Source organism: Coprococcus sp. BIOML-A2 (assembly GCF_009875795.1).
In the GTDB taxonomy this organism is placed as follows: domain Bacteria; phylum Bacillota; class Clostridia; order Lachnospirales; family Lachnospiraceae; genus Coprococcus; species Coprococcus aceti.
The window spans coordinates 441,269-460,790 of record NZ_WWSI01000003.1 but is presented as its reverse complement, the minus strand read 5'-3'; the positions used below and the strand labels follow the sequence as shown (position 1 = coordinate 460,790).

The following is a 19,522-nucleotide window of genomic DNA, read 5'->3' as shown; positions in this document are numbered from 1 at the left end:
GTGTACGGGCTTCACTATCTCAAAGGACTTTTCGTCCGTCCTTATTTCCTGTTGGCTCTGTAACGAAGAGTATGGTCAAGAATCTTCTTACGGATTCTGAATGACTTTGGTGTGATCTCCAGAAGCTCATCAGTGTCGATGAAGTCAAGAGCCTGCTCAAGACTCATCACCTTTGGAGGTGAAAGCTTGAGAGCATCATCTGATCCTGAAGAACGTGTGTTGGTAAGCTGCTTCTTCTTGCAGACATTGACCTCCATGTCTTCAGCACGAGGATTCTCACCTACAACCATACCGGCGTAAACCTGCTCACCAGGTCCGATGAACAGTGTTCCACGCTCCTGTGCGTTGAAAAGACCATATGTGATCGAAGTACCTGACTCGAATGCGATGAGTGATCCCTTTGAACGGTAGCTCATGTCACCCTTGTATGGAAGATACTCGTCAAATGTTGTGTTGATGATACCTGTACCCTTGGTAGCTGTCATGAAGTCACCACGGAATCCGATAAGTCCACGGGATGGAACAGAGAACTCAAGTCTTGTGGTTCCATTTCCTGTAGGAGCCATTCCCTGAAGCTCACCCTTTCTCTGGTTCAGCATGTTGATGATAGTACCTGCAAATTCGTCAGGAACATCTATATAAGCGATCTCAAATGGCTCAAGCTTATGTCCGAGCTCATCTTCCTTGTAGATAACCTCAGCCTTACTTACTGCAAATTCATAACCTTCACGTCTCATGTTCTCGATGAGGACTGACAGGTGAAGCTCACCACGGCCTGAAACCTTGAAAGCCTCAGTTGTGTCAGTCTCCTCAACTCGGAGGCTGACATCTGTGTTCAGCTCTCTGAAAAGTCTCTCACGAAGATGTCTTGATGTTACGAACTTACCTTCCTTGCCTGCGAGAGGAGAGTCATTTACCATGAATGTCATGGCGATGGTTGGCTCAGAAATCTTCTGGAAAGGAATTGGGTCAGGATTCTCAGGGGAGCAGAGAGTATCACCTATCTGTACATCTGCGATGCCTGAAACAGCAACGATAGAACCTATCTGTGCTTCCTTAACCTCTATCTTGTTAAGACCCTCATACTCGAAAAGCTTTCCGATACGAACCCTCTCGAGCTTGTCCGGGTCATGCTCATTTACTATGACAAGATCCTCATTTACCTTGAGGACACCATTGTCGACCTTGCCGACACCGATACGTCCAACGTACTCGTTGTAGTCGATTGTGCTGACAAGCATCTGTACACCTGCCTCAGGATCGCCTGTAGGAGCAGGAATGTAATCAATTATAGTGTCGAACAGAGGCTTCATGTCTGTGCCTGGCTCGGATGAGTCAAGTGTTGCATAACCGGACTTGGCAGAAGCAAATACAAATGGGCAGTCAAGCTGATCCTCATTTGCATCGAGCTCGATGAGGAGCTCAAGAACTTCGTCAACTACCTCGTCAGGACGTGCCTCAGGACGATCACATTTATTTACACATACGATAACTGCAAGATTAAGCTCAAGAGCCTTCTTCAGAACGAACTTGGTCTGTGGCATAGGACCCTCAAATGCATCAACAACGAGGATTACTCCGTTTACCATCTTAAGAACTCGCTCAACCTCACCGCCGAAGTCTGCATGACCCGGAGTATCAATGATGTTGATCTTGGTGCTTCCATATGTTACGGCAGTATTCTTGGAGAGGATAGTGATTCCTCTTTCACGCTCGATATCGTTGGAATCCATGACACGCTCAGCGACCTCCTGATTGTCACGGAACACACCGCTCTGCTTTAAGAGCTCGTCTACAAGTGTTGTTTTACCGTGGTCAACGTGGGCGATGATAGCCACATTTCTGATATCATCTCTTGTTATCTTCATAATTTTCACTCTTTCTTTCAAATTTAGTCTACTTTACAACGGTTAACATTCTAGCATAGTGAAAAAACCAATGCAATAATTATAATGTACAAAAATGTTGTAAAAATGAGGGCAAATGGCGGAAAAATGATTATTTTGCAGCCGCTTTGAGCAGCATCTCTTTGAGTTCGTCAGGTGAGAACTTGTAATGAGAGTTGCAGAACTGGCAGTTGACCTCTATAGGCTCACCCTCTTCAAGAAGACTTGCGATCTCTTTTTTGCCAAGGCTGAGTACCGCATTGTAGTATCTCTTCTTGCTACAGTTGCAGTGCCACTCGGTAGGCAACTCATCGGTCACTACAACGTCATATCCTTCAAATACATCCTTGATGATGTCAAGAGGAGTCTTGCCCGCATCGAGGAGACTGGTGATAGAAGAGAACTCGTTAAGTCTCTTCTCAAGAACGTCTATGAGTTCGTCCGATGCAAATGGCATGAGCTGGATGATGAATCCGCCCGCCTGCTTTACTGTGTTATCTTTTTCCATGAGGACGCCGAGAGCAACTGATGTAGGGATCTGCTCAGATGTCGCAAAGTAATAAGTAAGATCTTCGGCGATCTCACCGGACACGAGCTGTGTCTGACCGACATAAGGCTCCTTGAGACCGATATCCTTGATAACTGAAAGTACACCAAGATCAAGTGCCTTGGCAACATCCAGCTTACCCTTGTCATTTGCGTGAAGGATAACGTTTGGATTGTTGACATATCCCTTGACTCTTGAATGTGCGTCTGCAGTTACGGTAAGTCCTCCGATCGGTCCGTTGCACTGGATCTGCAGTGTGAGTACATCTGACTCATTCTTACACTGTGCCCCCATAAGTGCTCCTGCGGTCAGAAGTCTTCCCAGAGCTGCCGTAGCCACCGGACTTGTGTTGTGGATAGACCTTGCGGTTTCCACGATATCTCTTGTTGTACCGGCGAAGAATCTTACCTGATTGTTCGCTGCCATACCTCTTATTATATGATCGCTCATGTTGTATACCTCGCTATTCTATGTTGATTAGTTTTGTTACATTTTGAAATCTGTCCGGTTATCTCTATATATAATCGCATTATAATAATGATATATTGGACAATCTTCACCATTTTATATTATGAATGATGATAAGACAAGCCTATTCATAGTGTTTGTTATCCTGGTGTGTCTCCCTTGCAACCACGTATACCCTTTCACTGGAATCTGTGGCTGGCTGCCATGTAAATGCATCGTACATGGCGACGAGCTCCATGCCTGAGTCAGCAACGCATTTCCTCATGTCATCAAGGGTCAGGCCTCGCTGATAATGGAATTCCTGATACTTCCTGTATAGAGGACACTCATCATCCGGTTCAATGCCTGATTCTGGGTATTCTGGGAGAAACAGGCTGAGAGCCAGCTCATTTATATCGGTTTCCGTATCGTAGTAGTTATCCCAGATAAAGCTCACGTCGTCCCTGTCCTCGGCTATGGTGCTGTCGGCAACCACATCCTTGAAATAGTGGCGAGTCTTGAAGTCGCAGATAAATATGCCCTTTGATTCGAGATAGTTATTTGCCAGCCTGAATACGTGGGTTATGTCGGCAAGCTCCGTAAGATAGTTGATGCTGTCGCACACGCACACGATGGCATTCACCGTGCCGAAGAGTTCAAACTCACTCATGTCCTGCATGAGATATAAGATGGATTCATGTCCTGTATCCAGCTTTTTCTCATTTGCCACCTCAAGCATCTCATATGAATTGTCGATACCGATCATGTCATATCCTGCGTCCGCCAGCCTTTCCGTTATCTCTCCGGTGCCACATCCAAGCTCACATATGAGCCCTTCGTCCACTCCGTATTTTCTCAAAACTTCTATTATATATGTGCACCAGTCATCATATGGAATGTTGTCCATCAGTTCATCATAGACACTGGCGAATACCTCATAAGCGTTCATGCTTCCTCCTTCAGCCTGCGCTGGTCAAATCTCTTGATAACAGTTTGAATTGTACCACAGCTTAAGTTTTATAGTAAACTGCAATAAATAATTATGCATAAAATTCGAATGATTGTTGAAGAAACTTAAAATAGCATTTATTATGTTACTGGGCAGAACAAATATAAAAATCAGAAAGAGGACAAGCAGAGATGGAATACTGGGATATTTACGATGTAAACAAGCAGCCTACAGGGCGCACGATGAAGAGAAATGACTGGAATATGAAACCGGGGGATTATCACCTCACAGTGCTCGGTGTGCTCCAGAACAGAGAGGGAAAGTATCTGATAACCAAGCGTGTCATGACAAAGGCGTGGGCAGCAGGCTGGTGGGAGGTATCCGGCGGCGGAGTGCAGGCAGGAGAGTCATCCATAGAGGCTGTCAGACGAGAGGTAATAGAGGAGACAGGCATAGACGTAAGTGATTTCGATGGAGGCTTGCAGTTTACATATAGGAGAGATAACCCGGATGAGAAGGACAACTACTTTGTGGATGTCTATAAGTTTACTGGAGATTTTTCGGAAATAGATATCAGGCCTCAGGAGGCGGAGACTGATGGTTTTAAGCTGGCAACTCTGGATGAGATAAAGGAATATGCAGAGCAGGGAATCTTCCTTCATTATGACAGTATCAAGAAAGTGTTTGAATAAGCCGGGCTGCTTATACCAAAAAACAGTTTGAAAAACACGGCATATATGCTAATATAGTTAAGATTAGAGAGGAATCGGGCGAAAAAGCGTTATAAAGCCTGAAAAGATAAATTTCAAGGAGGCATTTTCAAAAATGGCTGAGACATACAACCACAAAGTCGTTGAAGGAAAGTGGCAGAAGGTCTGGGATGACAACAAGGCATTTGCTGCTACAGATGATTATTCAAAACCAAAGTATTATGCGTTAGTTGAATTCCCATACCCATCAGGACAGGGACTTCACGTAGGTCATCCAAGACCATACACAGCGCTTGATATAGTAGCAAGAAAGAGAAGAATGCAGGGCTACAACGTTCTGTATCCAATGGGCTGGGATGCATTTGGTCTCCCTACAGAGAACTATGCGATCAAGAACAAGATCCATCCAAAGGAAGTAACCAAGACAAATGTTGCAAGATTCAAAAAGCAGCTCCACTCACTTGGATACTCATTCGACTGGGACAGAGAGATCAACACAACTGATCCTGAATATTACAAGTGGACACAGTGGATATTCCTCAAACTCTTCAAGGCTGGTCTCGCATACAAGAAGGAGATGCCTATCAACTGGTGTACATCATGTAAGGTTGGTCTTGCAAATGAGGAGGTTGTCAATGGCGTATGTGAGCGTTGTGGCAGCGAGGTTGTCCGCAAGGTTAAGTCTGAGTGGATGCTCAAGATCACAGATTACGCAGACAAGCTCATTGAAGGACTTGACGGCGTGGATTACATCGAGCGTGTAAAGGTTTCACAGAAGAACTGGATCGGACGTTCAACAGGAGCTGAGGTAGATTTCTCAGTAAAGGGCAAAGAGGACAAGCTCCGCATATATACAACAAGATGCGATACATTATTCGGAGTAACATACATGGTTGTTTCACCAGAGCATCCAATCCTTGACAAGTACAAGGACGAGATCGGCAACTGGTCAGACATCGAGGCATACCGTGAGCAGGCAGCGAAGAAGAGCGACTTTGAGCGTTCAGAGCTTGCAAAGGATAAGACTGGTGTATGCATAGACGGACTCACAGCCATCAACCCTGTAAATGGCAAGGAGATCCCTATATACGTATCGGACTATGTACTCATGAGCTACGGAACAGGTGCTATCATGGCGGTTCCTGCACATGATGACAGAGACTGGGAATTTGCAAAGAAGTTCGGACTTCCACTCATCCAGGTTGTTGCAAAGGATGGAGAGGAAGTAGATATAAATGAGGCTGCATTTACAGACGTGGCAACAGGAGTGCTCATCAACTCAGATTTCCTCAACGGCCTTGAGGTAAAGGATGCAAAGGAGAAGATGATCAAGTTCCTTGAGGAGAAGGGTATCGGTCAGGCAAAGACCAACTACAAGCTCCGTGACTGGGTATTCTCACGTCAGAGATACTGGGGCGAGCCAATTCCTATCGTTCACTGCGATAAGTGTGGTTATGTTCCAATCGACGAGAGCCAGCTTCCACTTCTCCTTCCGGAGGTTGACAGTTATATGCCGACAGACAATGGTGAGTCACCACTTGCAGCTATGACAGACTGGGTAAACACCACATGTCCATGCTGTGGCGGCCCTGCAAAGAGAGAGACGGATACTATGCCACAGTGGGCTGGATCATCATGGTATTTCCTCAGATATACAGATCCTCACAACACAGAGGCTCTTGCAAGCAAGGAGGCACTCAAGTACTGGCTTCCTGTTGACTGGTACAACGGAGGAATGGAGCATACAACACTCCACCTTCTGTATTCAAGATTCTGGCACAAGTTCCTGTACGATCAGGGCGTAGTTCCTACACCAGAGCCATACCAGAAGAGAACATCACATGGTATGATCCTCGGTGAGAACGGCGAGAAGATGAGTAAGTCAAGAGGCAACGTTGTAAATCCTGACGACATCGTAGATGTATATGGTGCAGATACACTTCGTACTTACGAGATGTTCATCGGAGCATTTGACCTTGCAGCTTCATGGTCAGAGGATGGTGTCAAGGGATGTAGAAGATTCCTCGACAGAGTATGGAAGCTTCAGGACAGTGTGACAGACGAGAAGGGCTACTCCAAGGATATGGAGACCAAGATGCACCAGGTTATCAAGAAGGTTTCAAATGACTTCGAGAACCTGAAGTACAACACAGCTATCGCAGCCATGATGGCACTTATCAACGACTTCTACAAGAAGGGAAGCGTTACAGCAGATGAGTTCAAGACACTGCTCATCCTGTTAAACCCTGTTGCACCTCATATCACAGAGGAGCTGTGGTCAGTAAAGAACTATGGCGGATATGTATATCAGCAGACATGGCCAGAGTTCGATGAGGCAAAGACAGTAGAGTCAACAGTAGAGATCGCTGTACAGATCAACGGTAAGACTAAGGCAACACTTGCGATCGGCAAGGAGGATCCAAAGGATGAGGTTATCGCAAAGGCTAAGGAAGTGATCGCCGACAAGCTCACAGGTAACGTTATCAAGGAGATCTATGTTCCTGGACGTATTGTGAATATTGTTATGAAATAAAAAACTATAAACATGAGAAAGCCACATGGAGAAAAATCCATGTGGCTTTCTTGATGTTAAATATATATCGGATTATCATTTATTTCAGATAAGGCAGCAGATTCTTGAGTGCGCTGTATGCACTGTCACGTTTGTACAGCGGTATCGATTCCACCAGCCTGTCAAGATCGTCATGAGTGATATAATCCTTGTTCTCGGGGGTGGTGGCCGGTTCCTTTCCGAACACCAGAAAATCCAGTGGCGCATCAAGAACAGTTGCGATATTGGCAAGAGTATATATACTCATACTTTTGTATCCATGTTCCAGCTCATACACATAATGAGGAGACACTTTTATTTTCTCGGCAAGCTGTTCCTGAGTAAGATTATGAGCCTTTCTCACATTTCTTATCCGCAATCCCAAGTCAAAGATATCTATCACAATAACCTCCATCTTGCTGAAACAATATCTATCAGCTACATTTTATGCAAATAGTATCTGCCAATAACGGTATCGTCAGCCAGAAACTATCAGGTACAAAAATGTGAAACTATAGCTAATAGCTACAAAAATGAAATTGTGTTACATTCAGTGAAATGCATTTTTTACAGCATGGACTTTATCATATTTATCTTTTGTTTTTCCTGTGGAGACATGCCTTCGCTCAGAACATCCAGAACGATCTCGGACTCGGATCTGCTGAAGGAGAGATCCCTTTTTTGCAGTTCTTTGTTGATCTCCATTAGCTGGGGGAGCATCTGCTCCGGAGTCATGGTGGACTGGGAGTTGGATAATCTGAGAAGAATTTCCCTTTTTAGCGGATGCATGTTTTTTAGTCTTGGGTCATTTTGAAGATTCATGTTTAATATCCCTCCATATCATATTTTTCAAACAGGTCTTTGACGGAGCTGTATATATCCTGGGATGACTGGGATTCAGTGTTGTCGTAGTTTTCTTCGCCCTCGGTTTCAGAGGCAGTTCTGCTTTGATAGTGCCGGTACAGAGAATCCGTGGATTGCTGTGTGTTCATGGCTTCCATGGTCTTCATCATATCCATGGCTTTTTTCATGCTGGCAAACTGGTTCCTGATATCGGGAAATCCACACCCGGCAAGGGATGACAGTATATCATCCTGATTGTTTATATCTTTGTGGAGTCCACAGGAGTTTACATAATTTGTATCGCGCAGAGCATTCAATATGGTCTGAAGTTCCATGATCTTTATGTACATTGCCAGAGGAGCTTTCATACGGTCATCCACAAATGGGAGAATGGCCTCCATCATGAACAGGCGGTCATCTTTTATTAAGTTGTCCAGTGGATGATGGAAGTTGCCATTAAACATATGAAGCTCCGTTTCATGCAGTGATCACTTGGTAAGACAGCTATACTATATTCTATTGATTTTTAGTAAAAAAAATACCAGCAGAATTGCTTCTGCTGGCCACTTTCTGTGGATACCGGACAACCTTTCTGCCCGATATCCCGTTTATGGATAATGGTGAATCCGCTGTTAGCAGCAGCCGCAATCATTGCCGCCGCAGCCACCGCAGCCACATCCGTTGTTATTGCCACAGCCACCGCAGCAGAATAAGAGAAGGATGATCCAGATGCAGCTATTGTCATTGCCACAACCGCTGTTTAAACCGAAACCATCGCCGCCGCAGCCACCGCAGCAGAGGAGAAGGATGATGATCAGAGTGCAACTGTTGCATCCACATGAACCTCCGCAAGAAAGTCCATTTCTGCCGCCACAGCCACAACCGCCACAGGCACACTGTGTTGCTGATAAATCACTCATGGTAAGCCTCCATTATTTTGTTCATGGTTTAACATATTCGCATGAACATGATGTGTTACACATTTGTTCAAAAAATATTTTGTTTCATTTAAGATATCTAAAATGTGTTATAAAGCCGCCTTAAGGCATCCAATTCGATGTTCTAAAAACAGATTTACTATGCTATAATAAGCGCAGGTACGCTGAGAATCAGCGTAGGAAGTTTGGAAGGAAAACGATAAAAAAGGACAGGGGGAAGATAACTTGCTATATCGTTGTGTGAATTGTGGGGGTAACGTAGTGTACGACCCTGCGAAGAAAAAGATGGTCTGCCTTAGTTGCGGGGGAAGCGACTGTCAGGAACTGGTTCCATCACAGGAGCCTGTAATATGTATAAACTGTGGTTCACAGATACCTTACACGGAGTATCAGTCTGCGGGAAGATGCCCTTCATGTGGAACATATCTGCTCAGGGATGACAAAGTAAATTATCCGTATGGGGCTGATGTGATACTTCCTTTTAAGATATCAAAGCATGAGGCTGAGGAGAAGCTGAGGAATGAATTTGGTAAAAAGCTATTTATACCGGGAACATTCCTTTCACAGAAGACGCTTGAGGCGCTTAAGGGAGTGTATGTCCCATTCTGGATGTACGATTATGATTCGGATGTGGCTTATGAGGCCATAGGAACAAAGGTCAGATCATGGACGTCTGGAGACAAGAGATATACAGAGACTTCATATTTTGATGTCGGAAGAAGCCTGCATGTGAATTATGAGGGCATACCGGTTGATGCATCCATAGCCATGGAGGATGGAATCATGGATCTCATGGAGCCGTACAACTACAAAGAGCTCATGCAGCATGACAACAAGTACCTCTCGGGATTCGATGCGGAGACTTACAATATGCCGCCGAATGAGGTGGAGCCGAGGGCTCAGGCAAAGGCGGAGAATGCAAACAGAGATTGGGTGAGAAGCACCACAACCGGATATTCATCACTTACAAATGAGAGATTCAGAAACAACAACAGACTCACGGGAACAAAGTTCGGACTCATGCCGGTGTGGGTATATGAGTACCGTTTCCAGGGCAAAAACTATAAGTTCTATGTCAACGGACAGACTGGAAAATGTGTTGGAACAGAGCCGAAGAGCATGAGTAAGGCAGTTGGACTTACCGCACTTTTGTTTGGCGCAGCATTTGTATTGCTTGATGGCTTGTCTATGTTATTGGGGGTGTTGTAAATGAATGCAGTAAAGAAATTTATCGTGGCAATGCTCGTGGTACTTGGACTTGGAATAGTGTTCTTTATAGGATACTTTGTGAAATCAAATGCCAATCTCAAGCATGACGCCAGAAATAATACAGAATGTAAGACAAATGAGAGAGTGTTTGACTATGCAGATAAGCTGTCTGATTCGGAGGAGGAGACTCTCCGCGGGGAGATAGCAGAACTGGAAGATAAAGTGGGTATGGACTTTGTTGTCGTTACCATGGATCAGTACACAGATCTGTCAGAATATGATGCCGATGCAGTTTCATATGACATAGAGTCTAACACAAAGGATATAGCAGAGAAGATCTGTGATTATTACAGATTCGGCTGGGAAGAGTGGCCTGCAGGAACATATCTTGACGGCAGGGATGCCAGCACAAGCGTAGTTATAGTTGCCAACTGGCAGGAGAACGACGGATATGTTTATCTGTGCACAGCCGGCAAGGCGAAGAAGAGAATAAGTGATTCCAAGGCGACATCCATAACGGAATACGGTGGAAAGATACTCAGATCGGATACTCTTGGAGCATTTGAGAGAATGATGTCAAGAACAGAGACGGCTATGAAGAGCAGCACAGGAGGATTAAAGTTCCTGTCACCATTTATATGCTTCCTTGTATCTCTGGTAGCAGCCATCGCATTCTGCATCGTGAATCTGTCGAAGAAAGCAGGAAAAGATACCACAACAGCTTCTACATACAGCGATGGAAATGCCAAGGAGCTTGACAGAAGAGATATATTTATACGTAAGGAAGTAACCAGCGTGACTATCCAGAGCAGCTCAGGAGGTTCTGGTGGATCAGGCGGTGGCGGTGGTCATGGCGGTGGCGGAAGCCATTTCTAAAAATCTGACCGTACGCGGGAAAGACATATTATGAAGAACAGGAAGTTTGAAAGTTATATTCTAAAAAACAGAATACCCGGGATCATTCTATCACTGATCATGGTGGGATGCATGATCATCATGGCGTGGCATTTCAGTCTGCCGGACAGGATAAGGAGCAGGACATACAGAAGTATAGCTGATGTGGAATCCAGGGCGAATCCGAACGACAGGGATGTGACGATAACCGTGGATCGGGCGGATTATATAGGATACGATTATTATGTGGATTCTGAGAGGCAGGGCAGGTACTACTACTGTCAGCAGGATGGCAGATATGCCATCCTGCTCATCAGGAGTAACGAAGATGTACTGCTGAATTATACGCTGAGAGGCAGAGTAGTCTCTGCGGATGATGTGTATACATCGATAGTTGATGGCCTTGCACAGGACATGGGGATACCATCCCAGCAGCTTGAGAGCAAGGTATATCCACTCATAATAAGTGAGGTGGATTTTCCGAGGATCTATTATAATATGATGCTGCTGGTTCTTGTGCTGACGGCTCTGTGGGCGTTATATAATATAGTCAGATGTATATACAGTGTGTGCTGTCCATGGAAGGTGTCAGGAATGCAGGTCGTATCGGGCGGAAAGGCAGACAGGAATACTGTCAGGGATATAGATGAACAGCTAAGATACAATCTCTACTATGATCAGGATGGTATAGCCATAACAGACAAATATCTGGTATATCACGGAACCTGGCATACGGATGTGGTGGAACTCAGCACCATAGAGACGTTCAAGAAGCTCAGAACATCGGCGAATATAGGGCCGGCAGACAAAAAGATATACAAACTACTCATGGTGGATGTGGATGGCGTGACATATGAGCAGGACTTCAAGACGGAGGCTGCCATAGATGAAGCATTGTCATATCTGAGAGATTCAGGGAAAAAATAAAACAGTATATGCGGTTCGTTATCAAACGGATCGCACATACTGTTTTTGTTTTGCCTATTGTACTGTGCAGACTATACGTCAAGCTTGTCCTGATCGGAGAGCACTGATGGATCCTCAGATACATCTGAAAGTCCCATGTACTCATCGCCGATTACCTCTGATGTCTCAGCAGCAGCGGCATTTGCAACGGCACCAGTTGCCTCGGCGAGAACATCCTCAGCCTCAGCTACGGTCTCGGTTACGGCCTTTGCGGTTGTCTCATCCGGAATATCCGCTGTGGCTTCCGGGGTTACAACATCCTCGGTTGCGGCTTCTTCGGATGTGGTTTCTTCTGCTCCGGTGGTGTCTTCGTGAAGTGTGAAATATTCACGGTCGCCATCTTCGGTGGAAGCAGCTTTTTCCTTAACCTTGTCCTTGAGCTTGTCATATGTGTCGGATACTGTATTCTTTGCTTTCTGGACTGTCTCGGAATCTTTTACTTTATTGTAGGTATCCTTGATCGTATCCTTTGCCTTCTGGACTGTCTCAGAGTCCTTTACCTTGTGGTATGTTTCAGAGTCCTTGATCTTTTTGACTGTCTCGGAGTCCTTTACTTTGTGGTAAGTATCTGTAGCTGTGGCTTTTGCCTTCTTTACAGTATCATTGTTCTCAACTGTCTGGTAAGCTTTCGTTGTCTTGATCTTGTCTTTGAATAAGTAGCAGACACTTCCTGCAGCGGCAAGAGTGAGCGCCATTTTTGCCAATTTGTTCATGATAAAAATCTCCTTCCCATAGAATATAACCTGTCCATTTATTTTAATATGTATTCGTGTCAAATGCAATAAGTGTGGTGGATTGATTCACAGGAATTAATATTTGCGAATGATATACCGTGTATGATATATTCATCTATAATGGAATGGATAAGTGGAGGTAAAATGGAACATGAATAATAGTGGACAGGATTACAACAAAGAAGAACAGGCGATAAAGGCACTTCAGAAAAACTATTTCCTATGTGCGGCACTCACACTGGCAGTGGGAGTTGGAATGCTCGCATTTACATCATATAAGGTGATCGGAATAATATGCATCGTGCTGTGTGTGGTATTTGGAGTAATGGGTATCGTGCTCGTTGTCAAGCCGGACATGATAGATGTATCAGAGGATGGTGTGATGTCATATAAGAAGAAGGACAAGCCGGACAAAAAGTAAATATATTGTTTTTTATGAAAGGACGATAACATGAACGAATACAAGGACGAAAGGGACATTTTGGAGAAGGACATCAAGGCGCTTGAGGGGAAGTCTGCAACGTATTCAGGGGTTAGATTTGTGATGTTCCTTGCAGCTCTGGCAGGGCTGATAATAGGCATATATGACAACAGAGTGACAGTGCTGATCCTGGGAATAATAGCCGCTGTGGCATTTGTCGCAATGGTGTTTATCCACGGAAAGCTTAGTGAGGAGCTGGAATATAAGAAAGCCAAGTCGGAGGTGCTCAGGAGGTATATAGAGAGATTCGGCGACGGCTGGAAGAAGTTTGAGGACAACGGTGCACAGTATCTCGGCGATGACGATCTGGTTGCAAGGGATATGGACCTTCTTGGACAGAGCTCTCTGTATCAGTTTATCTGTGTTGCGGGAACCGAGGAGGGAAAAAGGGCTCTCGCCGAGAGTATACGCGATCCGAAGTACGATATAGCAGACATAGAGAAGCGCCAGGAGGCGATAAAAGAGCTCACTTCAAAGAGAGAGTTCTCGATGGATTTTGAGACCCTCGGTGTGAAGACCGGAATGGGCAAAAAGAAGAAATATACCGCGGATGAATTTGTGGCATACTGCAATGGCGATGACCATATACCTGCGGTGTTCAATATATTGAGATTTTTACTGCCGGCGATAACACTGGTGGCATTTATACTTGGAATAATGGGTGAGATAAACATAGGCTGGACGCTTGTCTCATTCTTTGTTGTGCTTTTGTTCTCCTGGCTTTTTGGCGGAGTTGCGGGTCAGGCTGTCATGCCGATGATCTCATTTGGCTATGTGATAGAGGACTATATAAGAATGTTCGAGCTGATCTCCAGGGAGAATTTCGACAGTGAACTTTTAAATGATATCAAGTCGCATCTGTCAAATGACTCTGGTGCCCTGGCGGCTATAAGAAAACTGAGGACGATAAGTGCGGCGTTCAATATCAGATACAATCCTATAGTTCATCAGATACTGTGTGGACTTATAATGTGGGACTTCCACATAGGCAGGATGATGGACAAATGGAAACAGAAGAATGGACAGAGCGTTGAGGGCTGGATAAAGGCTGTCTCTGATATGGAGGAACTCATGTCATTTGCTGTCCTTTCAAGAACGAGGGAAGTGAGCTATCCACAGGTCGGCGCAAATGCCAGAGTGCATGTCACCGCCAGGGATATGAGACATCCTCTGATAAGCCCTGATACAGTCGTGGCAAATGATGCGGACTTCAAGGGCGGTGCCACGATAATAACCGGAAGTAATATGTCCGGAAAGACGACTTTCCTCAGAACACTGGGTATAAATCTGGTGCTTGCATATGCGGGCGCTCCAGTGTGTGCGGGCTATATGGAGGCTGACAGGATGAAGATATTCACATCCATGAGGGTGACCGATGATGTCAGCAATGGAATATCAACGTTCTATGCAGAGATACTCAGGATAAAGACGATGGTTGAGTACAGAAAAGAGAACAGACCTATGCTCTGTCTTATAGATGAGATATTCAAGGGAACAAATTCTGCTGACAGAATAGTGGGAGCAACACAGGTCATCAGAAAGCTTGCGGGAGCGGGTTCAATGACACTGGTATCGACACACGATTTTGAGCTGTGTGATCTCAAGGCGGAGGACGGAACACCTGCTGCGAACTATCATTTCGAGGAATATTACGAGGGAGACCAGTTGAAATTCGACTATAAGAAGAAGGATGGCAGGTGTACCACGACAAATGCCATGGCGATACTTCACATGGCAGGACTCGACTGATGCTGAAAAATGGCATTATCTGGCATAACAGTAAAAATGCACAAAAAATGCGATTTTTTTAGTGCTATAATTTTTGGGTAATTATGCACAATGACAGTTATCAGTAATAACCAAAAACTTTGTTGAATGATTTTACCAAATATGTTATATTTGGAGTAGTGATTTGAGGGGAATAATACAAGAATATTCGTAAGCCAGACATACGAAAACAAAAGGAGGTAGACATATTATGTTACCAGCAAATATAGGACAGGCAGGGGATAACGCATTATCAATAGCGGCATCCAGTAATAAAGGAACACTTATTCGTTATCTGAATGATCAGGTTGAGGACGGATTCTATACATTGGTTATAGACAGCCTGAAGGATTCTAATTTTGATCTGTCGACCATGACAGTGGATGACGAGGTTCGTGCTCAGTGTACAAAGCTGTATGAGCTTGCAGAGTTTGTAGACTTCAATATAAAGGCGACCGGACACTATGCGATCGAAGAGTGGATAGAGCCTTTATTCAGATTTGTATATGGTGATATTGACCCTACCGATATAGATGCGCCTGTATCAGCTACAGGTGTTTATCGTTACAGTGTATGGCTGCTGTATCTCTTACAGCTTGAGAAGATCCCAGAGTGCATGAGACTGATCGGGGATAAGATCGCTCCACTTCTCATCAACATTTCATACCAGATACTTGAGGATGATGACAGACCAAAGAACTTTGACAAGGCTCTGCTCGGATACCTGGATTTGATCAATGTGGTTATGGAGATGGATATCTCAGCCAAAGACATAGGATCTGATTCATATATCAACAACCTCGAGGTACTTTATGATTACGTCATCGAGGATGCACATGCACCTAACGATTACAAGATACAGTTATCTATCAATCTCTTCTCTATCTACATTGCGAACAAGCAGTATGAGAAGGCATTCCAGTTCTACGGACTGAACGCAGAGTACATACCTATAGATAACCTGTCAGTATACTCCAACTTCAAGGAGCTCATCAAGAATGTCACAAGCACAGAGGCAGCAAAGATCCTCAGCAGCAAGGTGGCTTCAGAGATCTCCAAGCAGGAGGTATACAACAAGAGGATAGATTCACTGCTTAATGAGACCTGCGCATTTACCAAGAAGGTATATCAGGCCATCGAGAATGAGCCGGAGGTCAAGAAGGTACTTCAGACACTTGGTTCAGGAGCACAGCTCAGCGGACGTCAGAACATTCCTGAGGGAGCATATGAGTACAACAAGCTCTTCATAGAGTGTGGAATCAAGGCATATGTTAACTCTGATATAACACAGAAGTCATATGAGGAGAAGTATGAGAGTCTGGAGATCCTCTCCAAGGCACTCAATGTACTGTTTGAGGGATACAGCTTGTATGAGGTATCGAACAAGATCGAGGATCAGTACATAGAGCTCACATGGTGTTGCAACTTCCTGAACGCCAATCCTTCAATGCTGAAGGCATTCTTCAGTGTAAAGGAGAAGGTAAAGGTATTTGATGTCAGAAAGAAGTCAATTGTTGAGAAGAACAACAAGAACAAAGAGGTTTACTCAATGCTTGACAATAGACAGAAGATCCTTCTGTTCATGGCTGCTGAGGATATGGTCGTTAACGGACTCAACAGTACCAAGAAGATGGTTCTTGCATCAAGCTACGATATCAATACAGCCAAGAAGTACCTGCATGATACATATGTCAGAACAGCTCTTCCTGAGAAGTATAAGGAGGAAAATGAGCAGGGTGGCGGTGGTCTCTTCGGTAAGAAGCAGCAGGCTATGCCGGCTGATCTGGTATCACTGTGTAAGGTAGCTATTGTTGAGGAGATGCTGTGCAAGTCAGAGTACCTGTACCATCAGCACACTCTCAAGGGAATAGACAAGCCATCAAACGAGGAGATGACATACTCTGTAGCATGTCTGATCAAGTGTATCAACCATATGATCAACAAGAAGAGCAAGGCTGCTGCAGCTCCTAACAAGAAGGTCATCATAACCAAGACAGGTAAGGTTATAGAGCTCAACGATGAGTCAGGACAGGCACTAGAGAAGCAGGAGTCAGGAATCATCGAGGCTATAGACAATATAGTTGTCCAGCTCAAGGATAAGAGTGAGAGCAACGTCAAGTATGTAAAGGATTACATTGAGGATCTTATGAATACACTCATGAAGTACAACTGGGATATGAATGTACAGCTTGATGAATTCTCAGGTGAGGAACTCAGAAACAAGGCCTTCCTTGTTATCAAGAAGCTCAACTATGATCTTCTCAAGTAATCTGATATTACAGGACAATTAAAAATATCAATATATTATGTGAAAAGCACCGGAACAAACTATAAGTTTGTTCCGGTGTTCTTTTTAAGGGTGGAAAAATATAGTTGTATATGCTAGAATAGGTTGGATTTAATAAAGATATAAGATCAGGAGGATAAGAAATGGCAAAATTCATCAAGACACCGGTAAAAGGTATGTGTGATCAGCTTCCGGCTGATATGAGGCTTAGAGAGCATGTGCTTTCAATGATCAAGACAAGTTATTCCAGATTTGGATTTACACAGATAGAGACTCCTGTTATGGAACATATAGAGAATCTTACAAGCAAGCAGGGCGGTGACAATGAGAAGCTTATCTTCAAGGTGATGAAGAGAGGCGCAGACCTTGCGAGAGCCATCGATGCAGGTAAGGGAGAGTTGGCAGACAGCGGACTCAGATACGATCTTACACTTCCACTCTCAAGATATTATGCGAACAACAAGGAGCAGCTTCCTAGCCCATTCAAGGCACTCCAGATCGGACCTGTATTCCGTGCGGATCAGCCACAGAAGGGACGATTCAGAATGTTCACCCAGTGCGATATAGATATACTTGGTGACAATACAAACCTTGCGGAGATAGAGCTTGTGGCAGCCACATCCGATATGCTCTCAAGAATATTCTCTGAGGTGGGAATAACAGATTTTACTATCCACATCAACGACAGACAGATACTCCGTGGTGCTGCGAAGAATGCGGGATTTGCAGAGGAAGACATTGCTTCAATACTCATCAGCCTTGACAAGTATGACAAGATAGGTCTGGATGGCATAAGAGCAGAGCTCACAGAGAACGGATACGACGCAGAGATGGTGGACAAGTATCTTGAGATATACCAGAACCTTGGAGATATGAGCTGCGCTGAGTTCTGTAGTGACATAGACGCTGAGTGCCTTGATCCAAAGGTTATAACCAATATGGACGAGATCATATCAAGTGCAAAGACCATGGTTGCAGATGGCGTAAAGATCGTATTTGACCCTACTCTTGTGAGAGGTATGGGATATTACACAGGACCTATTTTTGAGGTTACAATAGATGACTACAACTTCTCCATCGCCGGCGGCGGAAGATATGACAAGATGGTTGGAAACTTCTGTGGACAGGATGTCCCTGCAACAGGATTTTCAATAGGTTTTGAGAGAATAATCACCATACTCAAGGACAAGCTTGAGAATGGATACAAGATAGATTCTGACAACGTGGCTATCCTCATTCACAAGGATGTGACACTGGACAAGAAGCTTGAGATCTTCAAGGAGGCAAAGGAACTTCGCCAGGCAGGTAAGACAGTGACTATCCAGATGATGAGAAAGAACATGAAGCAGCAGATAAACATGCTGGAGTCAGAGGGATACACAGAGTTCAAGAAGGTGTACAACGACTAACATACGTTCTGTGGATCACACAGATGTGTAACATCATGACAGAACGTATATGTTACTGAGATATTTAATAAAAGGCTGTATTCACATATCAGGCAGATATGTGAATACAGCCTTTTGTGTTGCGTTATGAATAACAGAAATTATCTTACCATGCCATGCTTTTTCCTGAAGTAGAAAATAAACGGCTTTTCAATGATCCTCTTGAGGGTGATCTGTATCTCCTCGTGGCTTGTGTCTATAGGCTTGACAAGGATAGTGTGTATGCCAAGGCTGGCACTTCCGATGATGTCAGTGTAGATCTGGTCGCCCACGGCGATCGTGTTGTCTATGTTGCAGCCTATCTCGTTCATGGCACGGATGTAGCCATTTTTCGATGGTTTGCCGGCTTTGAATATGTAATTCACCTTCATCTTTTTGTTGAAAGCGGCAACCCTTGGCTCCTTGTTGTTGGATACCAGACATACCTTGAAGCCCATGGCCTTGAGCTGTTCCATGAGCTGGATCGCTCTGGATGTGGCCGGCTCATTATGTCTCACAAGAGTGTTGTCTATGTCGAACAGTATACCTCTGTATCCCATGTCGTAATACTTTTTGAAATCTATCTTGTATGTGGATGAATAGTATTCATCCGGCAAAAATCTGATCATAGATATCCTCCCAGTTTGTTGTCGATTCATTATACCACAGGTGGACAGACAGTTGTATAAACACTTAATAAAATAATAAAATACCATATCCCGTCACTTTTATGTTTTTAATTTGTGGCAAAACATGTATAATGAAAATGATTAAGTTCAGATATAAGTAAAAATGATGATGGGCATATCAGATATGTATGCCGGTTTGCATATTGGATTAAGAACTTATATAGAATGAGGTGTGGGATATTGCACAGGGCGTATGT

18 protein-coding genes are annotated in these 19,522 nt (G+C 44.3%); 9 read left to right on the top strand and 9 right to left on the bottom strand.

Going from position 1 to position 19,522, the window contains the following annotated elements:
* Positions 1-41: 41 nt before the first annotated feature.
* The 3 genes from typA to GT575_RS08925 all read right to left on the bottom strand — a co-directional run bounded on the left by typA (position 42) and on the right by GT575_RS08925 (position 3,829).
* Positions 42-1,868, bottom strand: a complete 1,827-nt coding sequence (typA, locus tag GT575_RS08935) for a translational GTPase TypA (protein ID WP_022215896.1) — start codon at positions 1,866-1,868, stop codon at positions 42-44.
* A gap of 130 nt (positions 1,869-1,998) precedes the next feature.
* Positions 1,999-2,883: an Hsp33 family molecular chaperone HslO gene (hslO, locus tag GT575_RS08930; RefSeq protein ID WP_161171892.1), complete on the bottom strand. Its 885-nt coding sequence runs from the start codon at positions 2,881-2,883 to the stop codon at positions 1,999-2,001.
* A 142-nt stretch (positions 2,884-3,025) separates the two neighbouring features.
* Complete coding sequence (locus GT575_RS08925) at positions 3,026-3,829, bottom strand: class I SAM-dependent DNA methyltransferase (RefSeq protein WP_161171891.1); 804 nt, start codon at positions 3,827-3,829, stop codon at positions 3,026-3,028.
* A 191-nt stretch (positions 3,830-4,020) separates the two neighbouring features.
* On the opposite strand from GT575_RS08925, the gene GT575_RS08920 reads away from it, so the two are divergent.
* Entirely contained in the window at positions 4,021-4,521 is a 501-nt protein-coding gene (locus GT575_RS08920) for an NUDIX hydrolase (RefSeq protein WP_015533927.1), read from the top strand.
* A 133-nt stretch (positions 4,522-4,654) separates the two neighbouring features.
* On the top strand, positions 4,655-7,072 hold the full coding sequence (gene leuS / locus GT575_RS08915; protein WP_161171890.1) for a leucine--tRNA ligase: 2,418 nt from the start codon (positions 4,655-4,657) through the stop codon (positions 7,070-7,072).
* 79 nt (positions 7,073-7,151) lie between these two features.
* On the opposite strand, the gene GT575_RS08910 is transcribed toward leuS, so the two are convergent.
* The 4 genes from GT575_RS08910 to GT575_RS08895 form a co-directional block, all read right to left on the bottom strand.
* Positions 7,152-7,493 (bottom strand): helix-turn-helix domain-containing protein, encoded by a 342-nt coding sequence (locus GT575_RS08910; RefSeq protein WP_055146956.1) that lies wholly within the window; start codon positions 7,491-7,493, stop codon positions 7,152-7,154.
* A gap of 164 nt (positions 7,494-7,657) precedes the next feature.
* Positions 7,658-7,912 carry a hypothetical protein gene (locus GT575_RS08905; RefSeq protein ID WP_015533925.1) on the bottom strand — a complete coding sequence of 85 codons (255 nt, stop codon included), beginning with the start codon at positions 7,910-7,912 and terminating at the stop codon, positions 7,658-7,660.
* 2 nt (positions 7,913-7,914) lie between these two features.
* Positions 7,915-8,397 (bottom strand): hypothetical protein, encoded by a 483-nt coding sequence (locus tag GT575_RS08900; RefSeq protein WP_055146954.1) that lies wholly within the window; start codon positions 8,395-8,397, stop codon positions 7,915-7,917.
* 168 nt (positions 8,398-8,565) lie between these two features.
* Positions 8,566-8,853, bottom strand: a complete 288-nt coding sequence (locus tag GT575_RS08895) for a hypothetical protein (RefSeq protein ID WP_055273319.1) — start codon at positions 8,851-8,853, stop codon at positions 8,566-8,568.
* Between the two features lie 243 nt (positions 8,854-9,096).
* On the opposite strand from GT575_RS08895, the gene GT575_RS08890 reads away from it, so the two are divergent.
* Genes GT575_RS08890 through GT575_RS08880 form a run of 3 tightly spaced genes read left to right on the top strand, consistent with a single transcriptional unit; the run spans position 9,097 to position 11,901 of the window.
* Positions 9,097-10,080: a hypothetical protein gene (locus GT575_RS08890; protein WP_192935007.1), complete on the top strand. Its 984-nt coding sequence runs from the start codon at positions 9,097-9,099 to the stop codon at positions 10,078-10,080.
* A complete protein-coding gene (locus GT575_RS08885) occupies positions 10,081-10,956 on the top strand; it encodes a TPM domain-containing protein (RefSeq protein ID WP_161171889.1) in 876 nt (291 codons plus the stop codon). It begins immediately after the preceding gene.
* 30 nt (positions 10,957-10,986) lie between these two features.
* Positions 10,987-11,901 carry a hypothetical protein gene (locus GT575_RS08880; RefSeq protein ID WP_022215905.1) on the top strand — a complete coding sequence of 305 codons (915 nt, stop codon included), beginning with the start codon at positions 10,987-10,989 and terminating at the stop codon, positions 11,899-11,901.
* Between the two features lie 71 nt (positions 11,902-11,972).
* On the opposite strand, the gene GT575_RS08875 is transcribed toward GT575_RS08880, so the two are convergent.
* A complete protein-coding gene (locus tag GT575_RS08875; protein ID WP_022215906.1) occupies positions 11,973-12,653 on the bottom strand; it encodes a YtxH domain-containing protein in 681 nt (226 codons plus the stop codon).
* A 172-nt stretch (positions 12,654-12,825) separates the two neighbouring features.
* Here GT575_RS08875 and GT575_RS08870 point away from each other — a divergent pair, with 172 nt between their 5' ends.
* From GT575_RS08870 to hisS, 4 genes are all read left to right on the top strand, one after another.
* A complete protein-coding gene (locus GT575_RS08870) occupies positions 12,826-13,095 on the top strand; it encodes a hypothetical protein (RefSeq protein ID WP_015533920.1) in 270 nt (89 codons plus the stop codon).
* Positions 13,096-13,125: 30 nt separating this feature from the next.
* Entirely contained in the window at positions 13,126-14,904 is a 1,779-nt protein-coding gene (locus GT575_RS08865; protein WP_055146945.1) for a MutS-related protein, read from the top strand.
* Positions 14,905-15,133: 229 nt separating this feature from the next.
* Positions 15,134-17,191 (top strand): hypothetical protein, encoded by a 2,058-nt coding sequence (locus GT575_RS08860; protein WP_022215908.1) that lies wholly within the window; start codon positions 15,134-15,136, stop codon positions 17,189-17,191.
* Positions 17,192-17,352: 161 nt separating this feature from the next.
* Positions 17,353-18,618 (top strand): histidine--tRNA ligase, encoded by a 1,266-nt coding sequence (gene hisS, locus GT575_RS08855; RefSeq protein ID WP_161171888.1) that lies wholly within the window; start codon positions 17,353-17,355, stop codon positions 18,616-18,618.
* A gap of 140 nt (positions 18,619-18,758) precedes the next feature.
* On the opposite strand, the gene GT575_RS08850 is transcribed toward hisS, so the two are convergent.
* Positions 18,759-19,265, bottom strand: a complete 507-nt coding sequence (locus GT575_RS08850; protein WP_161171887.1) for a YqeG family HAD IIIA-type phosphatase — start codon at positions 19,263-19,265, stop codon at positions 18,759-18,761.
* Between the last annotated feature and the right edge of the window lie 257 nt (positions 19,266-19,522).

Excerpts from the sequence above, each read along its gene's own strand:
- typA (WP_022215896.1), bottom strand. The coding sequence starts at position 1,868 with ATGAAGATAACAAGAGATGATATCAGAAATGTGGCTATCATCGCCCAC.
- hslO (WP_161171892.1), bottom strand. The coding sequence starts at position 2,883 with ATGAGCGATCATATAATAAGAGGTATGGCAGCGAACAATCAGGTAAGA.
- GT575_RS08925 (WP_161171891.1), bottom strand. The coding sequence starts at position 3,829 with ATGAACGCTTATGAGGTATTCGCCAGTGTCTATGATGAACTGATGGAC.
- GT575_RS08920 (WP_015533927.1), top strand. The coding sequence starts at position 4,021 with ATGGAATACTGGGATATTTACGATGTAAACAAGCAGCCTACAGGGCGC.
- leuS (WP_161171890.1), top strand. The coding sequence starts at position 4,655 with ATGGCTGAGACATACAACCACAAAGTCGTTGAAGGAAAGTGGCAGAAG.
- GT575_RS08905 (WP_015533925.1), bottom strand. The coding sequence starts at position 7,912 with ATGAATCTTCAAAATGACCCAAGACTAAAAAACATGCATCCGCTAAAA.
- GT575_RS08900 (WP_055146954.1), bottom strand. The coding sequence starts at position 8,397 with ATGTTTAATGGCAACTTCCATCATCCACTGGACAACTTAATAAAAGAT.
- GT575_RS08895 (WP_055273319.1), bottom strand. The coding sequence starts at position 8,853 with ATGAGTGATTTATCAGCAACACAGTGTGCCTGTGGCGGTTGTGGCTGT.
- GT575_RS08885 (WP_161171889.1), top strand. The coding sequence starts at position 10,081 with ATGAATGCAGTAAAGAAATTTATCGTGGCAATGCTCGTGGTACTTGGA.
- GT575_RS08880 (WP_022215905.1), top strand. The coding sequence starts at position 10,987 with ATGAAGAACAGGAAGTTTGAAAGTTATATTCTAAAAAACAGAATACCC.
- GT575_RS08875 (WP_022215906.1), bottom strand. The coding sequence starts at position 12,653 with ATGAACAAATTGGCAAAAATGGCGCTCACTCTTGCCGCTGCAGGAAGT.
- GT575_RS08870 (WP_015533920.1), top strand. The coding sequence starts at position 12,826 with ATGAATAATAGTGGACAGGATTACAACAAAGAAGAACAGGCGATAAAG.
- GT575_RS08865 (WP_055146945.1), top strand. The coding sequence starts at position 13,126 with ATGAACGAATACAAGGACGAAAGGGACATTTTGGAGAAGGACATCAAG.
- GT575_RS08860 (WP_022215908.1), top strand. The coding sequence starts at position 15,134 with ATGTTACCAGCAAATATAGGACAGGCAGGGGATAACGCATTATCAATA.
- hisS (WP_161171888.1), top strand. The coding sequence starts at position 17,353 with ATGGCAAAATTCATCAAGACACCGGTAAAAGGTATGTGTGATCAGCTT.
- GT575_RS08850 (WP_161171887.1), bottom strand. The coding sequence starts at position 19,265 with ATGATCAGATTTTTGCCGGATGAATACTATTCATCCACATACAAGATA.